This window comes from Nostoc sp., from assembly GCF_036919595.1.
Taxonomy (GTDB): Bacteria; Cyanobacteriota; Cyanobacteriia; order Cyanobacteriales; family Nostocaceae; genus Nostoc.
The window spans coordinates 18,968-36,197 of record NZ_JBALCO010000173.1; the positions used below are offsets into that span (position 1 = coordinate 18,968).

General features: G+C 43.1%; 14 protein-coding genes and 3 pseudogenes. 15 read left to right on the forward strand and 2 right to left on the reverse strand.

What is annotated here, in order from left to right:
• Positions 1–44: 44 nt before the first annotated feature.
• Positions 45–938, forward strand: coding sequence for a pentapeptide repeat-containing protein (locus V7K21_RS26725; RefSeq protein WP_335178583.1), 894 nt, complete (start codon positions 45–47; stop codon positions 936–938).
• 520 nt (positions 939–1,458) lie between these two features.
• Positions 1,459–2,934 carry a pentapeptide repeat-containing protein gene (locus V7K21_RS26730; protein ID WP_335178585.1) on the forward strand — a complete coding sequence of 492 codons (1,476 nt, stop codon included), beginning with the start codon at positions 1,459–1,461 and terminating at the stop codon, positions 2,932–2,934.
• Positions 2,935–3,005: 71 nt separating this feature from the next.
• Here V7K21_RS26730 and V7K21_RS26735 read toward each other — a convergent pair whose 3' ends face one another.
• On the reverse strand, positions 3,006–4,739 hold the full coding sequence (locus V7K21_RS26735) for an ATP-binding protein (RefSeq protein WP_335178684.1): 1,734 nt from the start codon (positions 4,737–4,739) through the stop codon (positions 3,006–3,008).
• Between the two features lie 443 nt (positions 4,740–5,182).
• Between V7K21_RS26735 and V7K21_RS26740 the strand changes: the two genes are divergently transcribed.
• The 11 genes and pseudogenes from V7K21_RS26740 to V7K21_RS26790 all read left to right on the forward strand — a co-directional run bounded on the left by V7K21_RS26740 (position 5,183) and on the right by V7K21_RS26790 (position 14,663).
• Positions 5,183–5,422: a helix-turn-helix domain-containing protein gene (locus tag V7K21_RS26740; RefSeq protein WP_335178587.1), complete on the forward strand. Its 240-nt coding sequence runs from the start codon at positions 5,183–5,185 to the stop codon at positions 5,420–5,422.
• A 4-nt stretch (positions 5,423–5,426) separates the two neighbouring features.
• Positions 5,427–6,221, forward strand: a complete 795-nt coding sequence (locus V7K21_RS26745; protein WP_335178589.1) for a DUF4118 domain-containing protein — start codon at positions 5,427–5,429, stop codon at positions 6,219–6,221.
• An 8-nt stretch (positions 6,222–6,229) separates the two neighbouring features.
• Entirely contained in the window at positions 6,230–7,369 is a 1,140-nt protein-coding gene (locus V7K21_RS26750; protein WP_335178591.1) for a sensor histidine kinase, read from the forward strand.
• Entirely contained in the window at positions 7,366–7,842 is a 477-nt protein-coding gene (locus tag V7K21_RS26755; RefSeq protein WP_335178593.1) for a response regulator, read from the forward strand. The genes V7K21_RS26750 and V7K21_RS26755 overlap by 4 nt, the downstream gene beginning before the upstream one ends.
• Entirely contained in the window at positions 7,839–8,234 is a 396-nt protein-coding gene (locus tag V7K21_RS26760) for a response regulator (protein WP_335178595.1), read from the forward strand. The genes V7K21_RS26755 and V7K21_RS26760 overlap by 4 nt, the downstream gene beginning before the upstream one ends.
• Positions 8,235–8,301: 67 nt before the next feature.
• Complete coding sequence (locus V7K21_RS26765) at positions 8,302–9,798, forward strand: hybrid sensor histidine kinase/response regulator (RefSeq protein ID WP_335178597.1); 1,497 nt, start codon at positions 8,302–8,304, stop codon at positions 9,796–9,798.
• A 507-nt stretch (positions 9,799–10,305) separates the two neighbouring features.
• Positions 10,306–10,521, forward strand: a pseudogene (locus V7K21_RS26770) (HlyD family secretion protein); the annotation flags it as partial.
• 1 nt (position 10,522) lies between these two features.
• Positions 10,523–11,569: pseudogene (devC, locus tag V7K21_RS26775) on the forward strand (ABC transporter permease DevC); the annotation flags it as partial.
• 51 nt (positions 11,570–11,620) lie between these two features.
• Positions 11,621–12,334: pseudogene (locus tag V7K21_RS26780) on the forward strand (DevA family ABC transporter ATP-binding protein).
• A 732-nt stretch (positions 12,335–13,066) separates the two neighbouring features.
• Positions 13,067–14,002 (forward strand): M23 family metallopeptidase, encoded by a 936-nt coding sequence (locus tag V7K21_RS26785; RefSeq protein WP_335178599.1) that lies wholly within the window; start codon positions 13,067–13,069, stop codon positions 14,000–14,002.
• 121 nt (positions 14,003–14,123) lie between these two features.
• Positions 14,124–14,663: a late competence development ComFB family protein gene (locus V7K21_RS26790; RefSeq protein ID WP_335178601.1), complete on the forward strand. Its 540-nt coding sequence runs from the start codon at positions 14,124–14,126 to the stop codon at positions 14,661–14,663.
• Positions 14,664–14,725: 62 nt separating this feature from the next.
• Here V7K21_RS26790 and V7K21_RS26795 read toward each other — a convergent pair whose 3' ends face one another.
• Positions 14,726–15,667 carry a L,D-transpeptidase gene (locus V7K21_RS26795; RefSeq protein ID WP_442948925.1) on the reverse strand — a complete coding sequence of 314 codons (942 nt, stop codon included), beginning with the start codon at positions 15,665–15,667 and terminating at the stop codon, positions 14,726–14,728.
• Positions 15,668–15,946: 279 nt separating this feature from the next.
• Between V7K21_RS26795 and V7K21_RS26800 the strand changes: the two genes are divergently transcribed.
• Together V7K21_RS26800 and V7K21_RS26805 are read left to right on the forward strand one after the other, a co-directional pair.
• Positions 15,947–16,096 carry a hypothetical protein gene (locus V7K21_RS26800; protein ID WP_273768179.1) on the forward strand — a complete coding sequence of 50 codons (150 nt, stop codon included), beginning with the start codon at positions 15,947–15,949 and terminating at the stop codon, positions 16,094–16,096.
• Positions 16,097–16,464: 368 nt separating this feature from the next.
• Complete coding sequence (locus tag V7K21_RS26805; RefSeq protein ID WP_334797282.1) at positions 16,465–17,121, forward strand: sigma-70 family RNA polymerase sigma factor; 657 nt, start codon at positions 16,465–16,467, stop codon at positions 17,119–17,121.
• Positions 17,122–17,230: the final 109 nt, after the last annotated feature.

Below are 17,230 nucleotides of genomic sequence, written 5' to 3' on the forward strand. Positions count from 1 at the left end.
TGGCTGTGACTGCCACCAATCAGTACTAAGTCTTTAATTCTTGTATGTTGACAGTAATCATTAATTATTTTCATACTGTTAAAAATATTTCAAAAAATATTTCATCAACAAATAACAGTCGATTATCAAAAATATGTCTGGGGATACATGCTTTTCAGCAAAAATTTAACAAAATTCAGTATAATTTACAAAAACAACGTTTAAAAATAGCAATTGAACAATTAGGGAATAAGACAATAGAAACCAGTCTCGCTGTAATTAATGATTTAGAGCAAATTGCCCAAAATTATCCACAGTATCACTGGATAATCATGGAGATTCTTACTACTTTTGTCCGAGAAAATGCTCATTACACGCCCCAAAAGGAAGTAACAAGCAATATCGGGGCAAAAGTTCGTGCAGATATTCAAGCAGCCCTTACCGTTATCGCTAGAAGAGATGTAAGTAAATCGGCGGGAATAAATCAAACTATGTTAAGTAATGTCAAAAGATTGGGATTGGCTTTTAGTAGGGGCTTTAGCCCTGATGTTAGGGCTAAAGCCCTGACTAAAAACCGGGAATTCTTTATGTCGAGCTACTTAAATAAACACCCAGAAAATGAGCAACTTGATTTAAGTCACGTGGACATGAGAGGAGCAAACCTGAATAGGGCGAACCTAGAACAGACAAATCTCTATCAAGCTAATCTTGCTGGGGCTAATCTCAGAGAAGCTAATCTTGCTGGGGCAATTCTCAGTGCAGCTAACCTAGAAGGAGCTAACTTATATCTAGCCAACCTAGAAGGAGCAATCCTCAGTGCAGCTAACCTAAAAGGAGCTAACCTCTCTGGCGCTAACCTGCATTGTGCAAGCTTATATCTAGCTAGGTTGGACGGGGCAATTCTCGATGATGCCATACTTGATGGGGCAAATCTTAGGGAAGCAAAATTTTCTAAGTAAAATACTAGTACCGCAAGGTGTAAATTCAGCTACCATTTAAATTAACAAGACTTGGGACTTAACAACGGGCAAAATCCCCTTGTTAAAAGTAGTCAAACTTCCGCCACAGCTTACGATAGCAGTCCTAAATGATTCGTAAACTTCTTTCCTTCTTCTTTTGGCGCTCTTAGCGGCTTGGGGGCTTGGCGGTAGCCTGCGGCAAGCCGCTGCGCGTCTACGAGAATTTTTACAACTCAAATAAGATTGCTATAGTACGGTTTATCTACAATACGCTACGCGTTCGCCTCTGGTTTAGGTGGATAAGGCGAAATTCGTCATTCATAATTCGTAATTCTTGTACCACAAGCGTTTCATTGTTTTGGAATGGGTGGTTTATTTCTGCCGCAACGTATAAGTATATTCGATGTCATTCCTTAGTTCAATGAGTGTCTTGACACCTATTATAATTTTTTGCTAAATGCTATACTATTTTGCCCAAATATCTAAGTAATAATTCTAGGTTGTAAGGAAAATCTTTACCATGTCTTCTAAAAAGACAGACGCTCCGTTGAATTGGTTGATAACTATAACAGTTATATTTGGCTTCTCATTGACTGTAATTTTATTCGCGTTGTCCAGTATTAAGGAGTTGTCAATTCAGGAAAAAATCCAATATAGAAATCAAGCATTAACAACTACTGCAATAGTTTTTCTAACATCGGCAGCAATATTTAATACTTATTATGCATCAAAGCGTGCCCAAGCAATGCAGAAAAATGCGATCGCAGCTGAGAAAAACCTGGAAATTGGCATTCAGAATGCCAAAATCAATCAAGACAGATTGATTTCAGAACGCTTTATGGGGGCAATTGCCCAGCTTGGTCATGATAAGATTGAAACCCGAACAGGTGCAATTTATGCATTAGAAAGAGTTGCTCAGGATTTTCCTACTGAACACTGGACAATCATGGAAATCCTCACTGCCTTTGTGCGAGAGAATGTACATATCCAGCAGGTGAGGGTAGAGCAACAAAAGCCAGAATATTCACCAGCAGATTACTCAGGTAGGCGTAGAAGTGGGTCGCGTCCGACTCAGCAGTTGGAGCAAAACCTGCATGAAGAATTGCCAAACATCCGCACTGATATTCAAGCAGCCCTAACTGTTATCGGCAGGCGTAATTTACTCGAAGACCCAAAAGATCAGAAACTTGATTTACGCAATATCGACATCAGACGAGCAGACCTGCTAGGAGTTAATCTCCAACAAGCAGACTTACGTGGTTCTGACTTGAGTGGGGCTGACCTGCGTGGAGCCGACTTGAGTGAGGCTGACCTGAATGGCGCTAAACTCGTTAGGTCTATTCTTTATGAAACTAAATTACAAAAAGCTAGCCTATGTGGAGCAAACCTTTGTTGGGCTAATCTCAACCGCGCTAATCTTTGTGGGGCAAACATGCGTTCAGCCAACCTCTGTGGCGCAAGTCTGCGTATAGCTAATCTGCAAGGAGCAAACCTCTATAAAGCTAACTTGCAACAAGCAACCTTAAAAATGGCCAATCTCTCTGGAGCAAAGTTGTTTCTCGCTAACTTGCAAGGAGCAAAACTGGGTAAAGCCAATTTGCAGATGACGGGTTTAATTGGTGCTAACCTTTCAGGGGCTAACTTAAATGGGGCCAACCTTTCAGGGGCTAACTTGAATGCAGCCAAACTCCACCAAACGGAAGTCTATTTTGCCAACCTCTCAGAAGCCAGCTTAACGGAAGCTGACCTGCATCAAGCAAACCTCATCGGAGCAAACTTGTATAGGGCAACCTTTTATCAAGCTAACCTGACTCAGGCAAATCTGATGGGAGCTAACTTCTCAGAAGCTAACCTCAGTGATGTCAAACTGGAAGGGACAATTTTAACAGGGGCTAAAAACTTAGAGTTGCAGCAGATTAGAAAGGCACTTGGCGATCGCACTACTCGTCTACCTGATTATATAGAAGTACCGACAGATTGGCGGCAGTCTGGTTAAGTTATCGCAGCATCATTAGTTATTTGGGCGCATTCTACCGTTTTCACAAAATACTAATATAGTTTCTACTATCAGCTTGCCTTTACTGGAATTTGAATTACAAGCTGCGTTCCCTGTCCCGAAGTTGAATAGCACTCCAATGTTCCGCCGTGTTTGACCGTGATAATTTGGTAGCTAATAGACAATCCCAGCCCCGTCCCTCTACCCACAGGTTTTGTCGTATAGAACGGATCAAAGATGTGTTGTTTCACAGATTCAGACATTCCTGAACCGTTATCTGCAATTACAATTTTTACCTGATTTTGGGTGTTGATATCGGTTGAAATTGTGATTTGGCTAAAATTCTTTGACATCTGTTGATGGCTGCGATCGCAATTGTATTCCTCTAGCGCGTCAATTGCATTTGCCAGAATATTCATAAACACCTGATTGAGTTGACCTGCATAACATTCCACTAACGGCAGATCGCCATAGTGTTTGACTACATGAATTTCTGGGCATTCTGGTCTAGCTTTCAGGCGATGTTGCAGAATCATTAGCGTACTATCAATCCCAGCATGAACGTTAACAGGCTTTAGTTCTGCTTCATCCATACGAGAAAATGTGCGGAGCGATTGAACAATATCACTAATTCGCGTCGTTCCCACTTTCATAGAAGCAAGCATTTTAGGTAAATCTTCTGCTAAAAATTCTAAGTCAATCTCCTGAATCATTTCTTGAATTCCGGGACTTGTTTGAGGATACTCCTGTTCATACATCTTAAGCAAAGCCACTAGAGCAATTACATACTCATCTAGATAAGTCACATTCGCATGAATAAAATTGACTGGATTATTAATTTCGTGAGCAATTCCCGCCACCAACTGTCCTAAGCTCGACATCTTTTCTGTCTGTACCAATTGGGATTGAGTTTTTAAGAGAGTCTCTAGCGTCTCTTGCAATTCTTGAGTTCGTTCTTCAACTCGATGTTCCAGCGTATCATGAGCTTCCTGGATCGGTTGAGCGATCGCCCGACTTAGCAGCCATGCCAGTGTCAGTGATGCGCCCAATCCCACTATAATGCTGATTATAGCCGCAAATTGGCTTTGCTTTGCTGCCTTATTGCCAGATTCCTGAATTTGAACTGCAAAATCTTGATTGTTTTTGAGCAGATTTTGTAATGAAGTATTAGCTTTTTGATAAAGTAATTCTCTAGTTGGTCTACTGGACTCCAATTGAGTGTAGAGAGCTAAAGCAGACTCAACGCGCTTTACTTGAGGCAAATTCTGTTGCTGCCGATGTCCCAGTTTTGCTTGCATTAACTCCGGTTGAGAAATATTAAACTCATAGAACTTTCGCTCCAAACTCATAAATTCCTGGTGGGCTTGCTTCCAGACTTTCCAATTTTGGATGAACTGTTCTGATAACTGTTGCTCTGCTGCGTTGTTGATCGGCGTATTCAAAGCTTGCTGCGTATTCAACGCTTGTTCCCATCCCTGATCAATTTGTTTCCAGGCTTTGTCAATCCGCACCAAAGTCAACTGCCGCTGTTGTTTTGTCAAGGTCTGGTTAAGTAATAGCCGTTCGGAGGACTCAATTTGAATTTGTCCATCACTGATTTTCCACAAGCCATCCATACTGGGTAAATCGTTGTTAGCCAGCTCGTCGATATAGCTTGATAGCTTTGAAATACTGCTATACGAACCTACACTCATTATCAGAATGATTGCAGTAATAACTCCAAAAGAACCAAAAAGTTTTAGCTGCAAATTTAGTTTGGAAAACATAGCACCTTTACTTAGATATGACGATGCTAAATACAGCATTCGCTGTTTTTTAGGATTCCCCAAACATCTGGCGATCGCACAACAATATTACCCGAAAATCTTCAACTACCCAAACATTGGAAAGCTTAAGTTTCACCCTCTTAGGACTTACGCACACTCTACTAATTCTTCTCTTCGAGACGCTTTGCGTTTGCGTAGCGTTCCGAAGGAAAGGCGCTCTTGGCGTCTTCTCTTCGAGACGCTGCGCGATGGCGGTTCGAGAAATTAAGCTTTTTATTTAGCAATTGTTTGCGTAAATCCTGCCTTTGAACCTCAACGTCGAGCCTTTGAACCTCAAACGTGACCTTTTTAAGATATAAGATTGGCTAGAGTGACTGCAAAACCTAACTTACTGGTATAACCTGATAAATATTCCCTAAGCGAGAGATAAACAATAGGACACCTGTCTTATCTTAGTAATTCTATGGGAATAGGAAAAGGAGATGTCTGTAACAAAAGGATTAAAAAGTTTAGATTTAATTCGGGAGCTTCGGCAGCAACTCAATCTTTCTCAAAAACAGTTTGCTGCTAAATTAGGAGTTTCATTCAAAACAGTCAATCGCTGGCAGAATGGGCATACAGTGCCTTCACAGATAGCATTAAAATTAATAGAAGAAATGTTACGGAAGATGGGTGAACCTGGTAAAAGTCTGCTAAACCAGTATTTTCCAGAAGCAGAGTAGGGTTATGACTCATAAAGTGAGGGCATCTAAACCTAAAGACATCTTTGCTAGCAGTACAAATAAGGGCGCAATCATTCGGGAGCAACTGCTGCACTATACTATTGCTTTGCTATCCGTAGCCTTAGGACTGGGAGTAACACTGCTGCTCCGTCCATATCTGAGCGCAACGCCTTCTGCACTATTTTTTGCAGCAGTGATGGTGAGTGCCTGGTACGGGGGTTTCGCACCAGGACTACTGGCAACTGTTTTGTCTACTTCGATAGTTAACTACTTGTTTCTTCAGCCGCTCTATCCGCTGTACATTACACATCGGGACATTTTAGTCCGGCTGACCGTGTTCATGATGACAGCAGGGTTAATCATCTGGCTCAACGAATCACGCCGCACAGCCCAAAGGAAAGCTGAAGCGAACCTTAAGTCCCTACGCCAAAGTGAGTCAAGGTTTGGTCGCTTAGTAGAGTCCAATATCATTGGAATCATTATGGCTGATGTGAACGGCTCGATCATTGAAGCTAATGATGCCTTTCTCCAAATGGTTAATTATACACGCGAGGATCTGCGCTCTGGTCGAATCCGCTTGGGCGAGATTACCCCACCTCAAGGTATTGGGGTGAGTGAGCGATCAATTCAAGAACTAAGAATTGCCGGGAGTTGTAAGCCTTTTGAGCAGGAATACATCCGTAAAGACGGCTCTCTAATTCCTGCCTTACTTGGCTTTGTCAAGCAGGAAGAGACTATCATTGGTTTTGTTCTTGACTTGAGCGAAGACAAGCCGCGCTACGCGATCGCAACCAGGTAGAAGCAGCGTTGCGTGAAAGTGAAGCCCGCTTTCGCCAGATGGCAGACACCGCTCCCGTACTGCTATGGATGTCTGGCACTGACAAACTTTGTTATTACTTTAATAAACCCTGGCTAGATTTTACCGGGCGGACTCTGAAGCAAGAGATGGGCAATGGGTGGGCTGAAGGTGTTCATCCTGATGATTTTCAGCGTTGCTTAGATACATACATCAATGCCTTTGATGCCCGACAAAGTTTTAAAATGGAATATCGCCTCAAACACTTTGATGGCAAAGACCGTTGGGTTTTGGATACTGGTATACCATACTTGGCACCAACTGGGGAATTTATCGGCTATATTGGCTCCTGTGTTGATATCCACGATCGTAAAGTTGCCGAAGCCGCTCTGGAACAACTGAACGAAATGCTAGAGCAACGGATTCAAGAGCGCACCCTCCAACTTGAAGCCGCGAATAAGGAACTCGAATCCTTCTCCTATTCAGTCTCTCACGACTTGCGAGCACCGCTTCGCCACATCGCCGGATTTATAGAATTGCTTCAAAAGCGGCATAGCTCAACAAGCACGTTAGATGAAACGAGTCAGCGCTATTTAAGAATAATTACCGAAACTGCCAAACAGGCAGGAATACTAATCGATGAGTTGCTCACATTTTCCCGCATGGGGCGCAGCGAGATGCGCTACATCAATCTCAATATGGAGCAGTTAGTGCAAGAGATAAAGCGCGATTTGGTCAACCAAACCCCAGGACGCATAATTAATTGGCACATAGAGTCAGTGCCAGAAGTACAAGGCGACCCCTCCATGCTGCGGCTCGTCCTTCGCAACCTCATAGGCAATGCCGTAAAATATACCCAGACTCGAAACCCAGCAGAAATTACTATTGGAAGTACTGAGAATGAAGACGAAGTTGTCTTTTTTATAGAAGATAACGGCGTAGGCTTTAATATGCAATATGTTCACAAGCTATTTGGAGTATTTCAACGTCTACATAGCGACCAAGAATTTGAAGGTACAGGTGTTGGATTGGCAAACGTGCAACGCATTATTCATCGACATAATGGCCAAGTCTGGGCAGAGGCTGTAGTTGACAGTGGAGCCACCTTCTATTTCTCACTACCTAAACTCGCGAAGAAGGAGGGCGAATGAAAGAACTCAAGCGAATTCTACTGATTGAAGACAGTGCTAACGATGCAGAGTTAATATTGGCCGCCTTGTCAGAAAATCATCTCGCCAACGAAGTAGTGGTAGTGCGTGATGGAGAGGAAGCACTAGATTATCTCTATCGCCGGGGGCTGTTTCGGTTGCGAATGGAGGGGCATCCTATTGTAGTGCTGCTCGATTTGAAACTGCCTAAAATCGATGGACTAGAAGTACTGGCACAATTAAAATTTGACCCAATAATGCGAGTGATTCCGATCGTGGTACTAACTTCTTCCCGTGAGGAGCCAGACTTAGTTCGATGCTACGAGTTAGGTGTAAATGCGTATGTCGTCAAACCTGTAGATTACCATGAATTTGCCGATGCTATCAAGGGTCTGGGACTATTTTGGGCAGTGATTAATCAGCCACCCGTTGGTGCTCTACCTTCTGCACCTCATCGTCAACAGGAGATTAAATGATGAATGTCCTGCGTTTTCTGCTTTTGGAAGATAGTCCCTTAGATGCAGAGCTTGTCCAAGCGATGTTAACTGAAGGGGAAATTAATTGCGAACTGATCAGAGTTGAAATCGGTGCTGATTTCCTGACTGCTCTGGAAACAGAGGATTTCGATTTAATTCTTGCCGATCATGCCTTGCCTTCTTTTGATGGAATTTCTGCTCTAGAAATTGCCCGAAATCAGTGTCCAGAGGTTCCTTTTATCTTTGTCTCTGCCGCATTGGGCGAAGAATTAGCGATCGAAGCCTTGAAGAACGGTGCAACGGATTATGTATTAAAGCAACGACTAGGGCGGTTAGTTCCCTCGGTGCAACGGGCATTGCGGGAAGCTAAGGAGCGGCGGGAGCGCCGCTGAGGAATTGCTACAGAAGAGTGAAGCCAAGTATCGCAGAATTGTTGATACCTCTTATGAGGGAATCTGGATGATTGACTCTCAATCACGAACTGAGTTTGTGAATCAACGGTTATCCGAGATGTTAGGTTACCCGGCTCAAGAGATGCTCGGTCGTTCCTTGTTTGATTTTATGGATCAAGCTAATGGGATAGCCGAAGAGATACTAAAGTGGCTAAAGGGAGAAGGGAGTGATTTAAAAGAAGGTCAATTGCGCTGCAAGGATGGTTCGTATATATGGACGCTGATTTCTGCTAGAGCTATTTTTAGTGAACAAAATGAGTTCTTGGGCGCGATCGCCATGCTAACTGATATCAGCGATCGCAAACGCACTGAATCAGAACGCGATCGCCTTTTGCAACTTGAGCAAACAGCCAGGGCAGAAGCAGAGGCTGCTAACCGGATAAAAGATGAGTTTTTGGCGGTACTTTCCCATGAATTGCGATCACCGCTGAATCCGATTCTCGGTTGGGCAAAACTGTTACAGAGCCGTAAATTTGATGAGACAGCGCTCCAAAAAGCCCTTGAAACCATTGAGCGCAATGCTAAATTACAAGCTGAACTAATTGATGACTTGCTCGATGTTTCTCGCATCCTTCAAGGCAAACTCAATCTCAAGATGATACCAGTCAATCTGGCATCCACGATTGAAGCAGCAATGGAGACAGTGCGTTTAGCAGCAGAGGCTAAAACTATTAAAATTGAGATCATGCTTGATCCGCAGGGGAAAGTTTTGGGTGATTCAGCCCGCTTACAGCAAGTTTTCTGGAACATTTTATCGAATGCCGTCAAATTTACACCGATTGGGGGACATGTAAATGTGCGATTGGAGTGTATCGACGCTCAAGCGCAGATTAGCGTCAGCGATACAGGTAAAGGCATTCACCCTGACTTTTTACTTTATGTGTTTGACTATTTCCGTCAGGGTGACAGTACAACAACTAGAAAGTTTGGTGGGCTAGGGTTAGGTTTAGCGATCGCTCGTTACTTGGTTGAGATGCACGGTGGAACGATTTCGGCCGAAAGTCTTGGGGAGGAGCAGGGAGCCATCTTCACAATTAGGTTACCGCTGCTCAAGAACAGTGCAACAATCGACGATGATCCGAATGCTGATTCCTCAACTGCCGTTTTTGCCTCCTCTCCCCTCATGGGTCTACAAGTCCTGATTGTGGATGACAATACTGATAGCCGCAACTTTTTCAGCTTTGTGCTGGAACAGTTTGGAGCGATGGTCACCGCAGTTGCATCAGCAGATGAAGCATTACAAGCGCTAACACAGTCAAAGCCAGATATCTTACTCAGCGATATTGGGATGCCAGAGATGAACGGCTATATGCTGATGCAAGAGGTGCGTACTCTGGAAGCAGAAGTAGGGGGAAAACAGATTCCAGCGATCGCTCTGACTGCTTATGCAGGCGAAATCAATCAGCAGCAAGCACTAAGAGCGGGGTTTCAACAGCACATCGTTAAACCTGTAGCACCAGAGGAATTGCTCATGGCGATTTCCAATTTAGTCAGATGTGTTTAGGTGCTTGTGAGAAATCTGAGTAATTAGATGAACCTCCTTAAAACGTTAACCCAACCGGATTAAATGCGATCGCGCACTGAAGTGATTGCTAGCAAATGGGTTGGTTAATTTAACAAACAATTTAGCAAAAAAACTTTCCGGAGTGAAATATATCACTAAAAATTATAAAAATATCAAATTTAAAGAGATTTTTTAGTGTTTGAAGTTTATTTATTTTTTCTGATAAAAAATGTTTTCTTTTCACTAAATTTTCTCTGATTGTGGGTGCTGTTACAAAGCATAATTTGGAAAACGTTTACTATACCTGAGTACTTTCAAAAAATAAAAGTAGTTCGTCAAGAACATAAGTCTCTTAATACTGGAGAGTAATATCATATCCACTAAATTACCTATAAGAAAAGAACCCCACCCTAACCCTATCCTTACAAAGGGGAGGGAATTAAATTTCCTGTCCCCCTTATAAAGGGGGGAATTCGACTTGTATGTACACCGCAGGCGGGGAGGTTAGCTCAAGCAGAAGTTAATCGTGTCATAGCAGCCATGAATCTGGCAAAAGTCAATCTGGAACAGTCCCAGGTGCGATCGCCCCAAAATGGACAGGTATTTGAGATCCACCCCCATCCTGGGGAATTAGTATCAAATGATGGCATTGCAGATATTGGACAAACCAGCCAGATGTATGTCATAACCGAAGTCTACGAAAGCGATATTGGCAAAGTACATTCAGACTGCGCTGTATGACAGTAACACCAGACTGCATCGCAGTTTGCAAGCAGACATTGTTTTAACCAGTCCCCAAGCCCGTAACTTGCCAAGCTTGTCTACATTTTCTCGTCGGCGACTTTATCAAGCAATGGATATACCAGGGGTAAGGTCGGCAGAACCAATGTATTTCAACAACACAATTTGGAAGAATCCCCAAACACATCGTGAGACGGGAGTATTAGTTATTGGCTTTAATCTGGACAAGCCAGCCTTTGATTTAACGGATGTTAACCAGCAATTGCAGAAAATTAAGCTGCCAGATACCGTTTTGTTTGATCGTGGTGCAAGAGGAGATTATCAAAAAGCGATCGCTCAAATTGACCAAGGTAAAACCCTAACCACCGAAATAGAACGGCGCACAATTACCATTAGCCGCTTATTCCGAGTCGGGGCTTCCTTTGGCGCAGATGGGAACCTGATTACTAGCGATCAAAACTTTTTGCGGCTATTTTCTGGGCGACAGTCAAGTAGTGTCTAGTCTAGGTTTGATTGTTCTTAAACCAGGCTATGACCCAAAAAGGTGGCAGCAATATTGAAAGCCTACCTGAGAGATGATGTCAGAGTATTAACCCATGCAGAATTTATTGAATTTGAGAACAACTTCTGGAGAACAAATTCCCCAATTGGGTTTATTTTCAGCCTGGGTGTATCGATGGGGTTTGTGGTAGGGGTGATTATCGTCTTATCAAGTCCTCTCCACCGATGTTAATGCCCATGTTCAGGAATACGCCACCTTCAAAGCAATGGAATATCGCAATTATTACCTGCTAGGTGTGGTGCTTGAAGAATCGTTGATATTGGCAGCTTGGCAGCACTGGGCTTCTTCCCCGGATTAGGAGTGTCCTTAGCACTTTACCAACTGACTCGCACAGCTACAAATTTGCCCATGTACATGACTGCGATTCGGGCATTGCAGGTATTAGTGCTGACTATCATTATGTGTGCAATTTCTGGTGCGATCGCCACCCGCAAACTCCAAGCCACCGACCCCGCTGATATGTTTTAAAAATGGGCATCAGAATAATTAACAATCCAAAATCCAAAATCCAAAATTGTTATGCTTCCCGTCATTTCCATCCGTAATCTCGACCACTACTTTGGTCACGGCTCACTCCGCAAGCAAGTTCTATCTAACATCAACTTAGAGATTAACGCCGGTGAAATCATTATTATGACCGGGCCCTCTGGTTCCGCAAAGACTACCTTGCTGACCTTAGTCGGTGGGTTGCGTTCTACCCAATTTGGTAGTTTGCAGGTGTTGAGACGCGAACTTTGTGGTGCTAGTGCAGAAGAACTAGTGCAGGCGCGACGCCGTAAGGGTTATATTTTCCAAGCACATAACTTGCATGGTAGTTTAACGGCACTCCAAAACGTCAAAATGGCTTTGGAATTGCACAAACATCTTAGGTTAAAAAAGATGCTAGCTAGGTCAGCCCAGATGCTAGAGCAGGTAGGATTAGGAAATCACCTGCATTACTATCCTGATAAACTGTCTGGGGGACAAAAACAAAGAGTAGCGTAGGCGTAGCCCGCCGCAGGCATCGCTCGCACCTTGGTCAGTCATCCTCAAATTATCTTAGCGGATGAACCCACCGCCGCCCTTGACAGTCAATCGGGACGAGATGTAGTCAATCTTATGCACAAACTGGCAAAAGAACAAGGCTGTACCATCTTGATGGTTACTCACGACAACCGCATCCTAGATATTGCTGATCGCATCGTTCACATGGAAGATGGTAAGCTCAAGTCAAAATTAAAACTATCAGCTTAGGCATCATGTAAAAATAAGTTGTACAAAATTTATTTGGAATAGCTTGCTAAATCTAGCTTATATATAAAATTTGTTCAGGTTATTTTTACACAAATCCTTGGAGGATGAGTCCTCTCCCTTTGGGAGACGATGCCGCGCAACCAGCGTCACCCGTTCGCTCTTAGCGTTCCCGCAGGGTAAGGCGGTTCGTTTAATAAAAATTAAGTGCATCTTCATAGCGAATTGGTATAAGTTCTGGAGTAATCCAGGCAAAGATCGTTGAAGCAGGAATCATGCCACTTCAAGTGGTGTGAGATTCAAAAGCGTTCATTACTCAAGCTCAGGACTCGTAACGTCGAGCTTTTTACTCCATTATTCCAGATCAAAACTCGAAACGAGGAAATTTTAGGTAAAGTCGCTGCTATTTTACATCCTATCTCAAAATTAGTTAAAAATGTTATAAGTATATAAACGGTAATTAGGGTAGGCAAACTGACGCCACAGTATACTAATTAAGTTTTAAAATCATTGACAATGTAATAGACCTTGGTTATTAAAGTTAATATCAATTCATTAAATTACACTTACGAATCATTCTCTCTTGTCTCCTACCCCTACCCCTGTACTGTCCATAAGTCCCTAGACGATTTCCCAACATCTATGGTTTTCAACAACATTTGCTTCAAACAGGAAACACTAATAGAAATAAGCTAGTCTATTTTCTAATCCAAGCAAGGTATTTTTTATAGCTCTATGATTACTGAGAATCACGCTAATGATTCAAACAATAAGTTGCTCAGTTTTGATGTCAAAAGTTTGACACCTAATCGCCGTGCAATAAATGTGTTAAAGGGAATATTTGCTGTTCTCCCTCTCACCTTGGCATTGCCTGTAGATGCTTTACAAGTAAAGGTGACTCCAACTAATCCTAAATTAGGAGATACGCTCTCAGTGGAGATTAATCTAGACCATCAAGAAAATGGTACAAATCCAACAGTAGCTAGTGGTAATAATACATACCCAGCTTTTGAAATTTCCCCCAATCGGTATCGGGCTTTTGTTCCCACAACTCCACTAGAAAAAGCTGGAACAAGGCCACTTCGGGTTGCAGGGGATGGTCAGGTGCAAAACTTGGCAGTGAATGTGCTTAATCGCAAATTTCCTATACAGCGCATAACTTTGCCACCTGGCAAAGCCGGAGTAGATGCCACAGAATATGAACTAAAACGGGTGGCAGCTTTCAAGGCACTACAAACACCACAAAAGTATTGGAATGGAGTATTTCTGAAGCCAAATGCTGGGCGGATGAGTACAAACTATGGTGTACGTCGCTACTATAATGGTACATTTGCAAAAGACTACTATCATCGTGGTCTTGACTACGCTGGTGCTGCCGGTTCACCCGTGATTGCACCAGCCGCTGGGCGAGTTGCTTTGGTAGGTAGGGCATCCCAAGGGTTTCGGGTTCACGGCAATGTAGTTGGCATTGACCACGGTCAAGGAGTAATCAGTATTTTCATGCACCTGAGTCGTATTAACGTTAAAGAAGGTGATTTTGTGAAAGCTGGTCAACTAATTGGTGCAGTGGGTTCCACAGGTGCTGCCACAGGCCCACATTTACACTGGGGTCTATATGTCAACGGACAATCTGTTGATCCAACACCTTGGCGAACTAAAGTCGTTAACTAGTAGAGGCAGAATTGATCGCGTCTGTGCATAATTTGTGTTTTTTTTGCTGAGAATTAGGCAAAAGAAATTGGATTGATACCCTCCTTACCTTGCTTGGCTAACATAAATGATGATCAGCGTTATGAGTATTGAAAAAATTGTAGAACAAGCTCTCCAAGATGGTTATTTAACACCAGCAATGGAAGCAGAAGTCGGTAGAATCTGCGACAATGCCTCGGAACTCTCAATTGAAGAGTATATGGCACTCGATCGGCTGATGGGAGCATTATTGACTGGTGAGGTAGTGGCGGTACCTCGGAAACAATTCATTAACGTCATGGAAGAATTGGTACTGACTGAAGCGATCGCCCGAGTCGCAGAAATTGAAGCCACCAGCGAAAGTTCTCTAGATGTCGGCGATATTGCTGCTTACGCTCTCAATCGGCTACCACCTTTGTATGCTACTACAGAAGAAGGTGCTACCTTCCAGCGCGAAACGGCTCGGGCACAACTGCAAGAATTAATTTCTCAGCAAGTAAGTGAGGCAATTAACCGTTACCTTGATCGACCCCATTTCTTCCCAGAACGGCAAGCCTTGGGTAAAAACACTGGCAATGAGGTTGTACGCCAAGTTAGTGCTTTACTCCAGACATACGCACCTAACTTTGAGCAAAAATTATAACTTTAAGAGTCATTAGTCATTTGTCAGGAGTTTTAGACAAAGGACAAAGGACTCTTAATCAATCATTCACGCACTAACACTGTTGTCCCTAAACTCACTTGCTCGTACAACAATCGGACATCAGAATTACGCATCCTTAGGCAGCCGTGGGATACAGCGGTTCCTACTAGCCCAATCTCCGGTGTGCCATGAAAGCCAATTTCATTCCTTCCATCTGACCAAAAACCAATCCATCTGTCTCCCAAGGGACTATCCGTACCAGCCTGAAATACTTTACCAGTGATCGGGTGACGCCAGATTGGATAGTGTCGCATGTGGATCACCTGGAAAGAACCTGTAGGCGTTTCCCAACCTTTCTTACCTACAGCAATTGGGTAGCTGGCTATGACCTCATCTCCTGCATATACATAGGTGCGGCGATCGCTTAAATCAACCATTACTTGCGTCTTGGCATCAGCCAGCCTATTAGATGGTATTTGTTCGGCTGAAGCCTGAGACCATAGAGCTTTTGGCCAACTATCCGCAACTGGATTTTGTCTTTCTGCTTGCGCCACCAGCCGCGTCTTAGTTGGTAGGTCGGTTGTTTCAGCTACATCATTCTTAATTATTTGAGGCTGAGTTTGAGGCTTAATAGCAGCAGACCTGAGTGTAGGTACTTTCGCTACATTCTTCTCAATTATTTTCGACTTAGTTTGAGGCTTAATAGCAGAGGACTTTGGTGTAAACGCCCTCTGAGGAGTTGAGCCTTGGGTAACTTCACCAACTGGCACAGATGCACCCAGCGCAATTTCCCCTAAACTCACTTGTGAAACATTCTTGTAGACTTTCTCTGAGCGGCTTCCCTTAGGATTGGTTAGGGTAGAATCTCGCCGCATCGAAGTAGATGCAGACTTCTCAGACTGCCCTTGGGCCATAGTAATGCGCCAATGGACAGCTAAAGATAAAAATGCTGTGCCAAAACAGAGCAACATTACCATCCGCCCTACAGATTCGTTTCTTACCATTGCCATCGCCTATTGTTTATCCCTGACATATCCAGCCGAGCAATTAGATGTGTTCATCATCCGATTATCAAAAATTTATCAATACTTATCATTTCCGATATAAATCTGCCAATACCTTTGGGCAAACTAAGACTATGCAAATTGTCCCAGCAGCAAAACTCCAAGTGACCAACCTCATTCCTCCAAAGTTCTGGGGGTTGTAAGCCAATATTCGGACTTTCTGGTGGAACTTTTGAAATGTAGCAATCAATCATTAATGGTGTAGGTGGGAGAAAAACCATGTTTGAAAAACTATTGCTAGCAGTCACAATTACATTTTCCCTTAATTTCTTTTTTCAAGTTCGTGTACCAGAGCAACAAAATGGTGCTACCTACGGTTCACAACCAGAACAATCAGCAACTATTCTGGTAATAAAATCAAAAAAATAAATCACCATTATAGTAACCACAGCAAGCCAACTTCCAGAAATTATTGCCTGAATTTTAAAGATATCAAGAAGTCAGAATTACAAAATTTTTATCTTCATCCTTATAACTAGATTTAATTATTTTTATCAAGCGTATATACCCAGTTGCTAAAATGACCTAAGTGTGCATATTGCTGCGCCTTTGTTAGTTGATGGGTACAAGGGCAACTATGCGAACAGTATAAGGAAAAAGTGGGTCTCCTTATTGCTATAAATGTATCCAAAATTGTATGCTTCAGTGTTCCAGTCATAAATCCGTCACCTTAGCATGGAACTTCTGTCCCATTAGCAGGTCTAATAGATAGGGATGATTTAGAGCCAGTACGATCTATGAGTCAGTCGATTACTGTATCCTGGTCAACGGTTGATGCAAAGTATCCAGAAGCATCAGTGCAAGTTGACAAACTCCCTAATCACGATTTAATTTTGCGCTGTCAAGCGGGACTGCGACCAGATCGTGCTGCGTTTGCAGAACTATTACGCCGCTATCAAAGTCAAGTTGATAAAGTTCTATACCACCTGGCTCCAGATTGGGCTGACAGAGCCGATTTGGCTCAAGAAGTTTGGATTCGAGTCTATCGGAATATTAACCGATTACAAGAGCCTGCTAAATTTCGGGGCTGGTTAAGCCGCATTGCCACCAACTTGTTTTATGATGAGTTGCGTAAACGCAAGCGGGTTATGAGTCCTTTGTCATTAGATGCTCCCCGCTTGTTAGACGACGGCGAGATGGATTGGGAAATCGCCGGCGATACCCCAGGTCCTGAAGAAGAACTTACAACTAGAGAATTTTACGAGCAATTGCGGGAAGCGATCGCGGATTTACCAGAAGTCTTTCGTACTACCATTGTCCTCAGAGAAATCGAAGGCATGGCATACGAAGAAATTGCTGAAATCACTGGAGTTTCATTAGGAACTGTGAAATCAAGAATTGCCAGAGCTAGATCGAGGCTGCAAGCTCACTTGCAGAATTATTTAGACTCCTAATTTACTGCATCTTGCCTCTGCCCAATGGCAGACTTTAAGCATTGATTAAGAATTATTACAAAGATGTAGATCGCCTCTGTCTTTAGGAGGAAAATTGGCTAATTTTTCC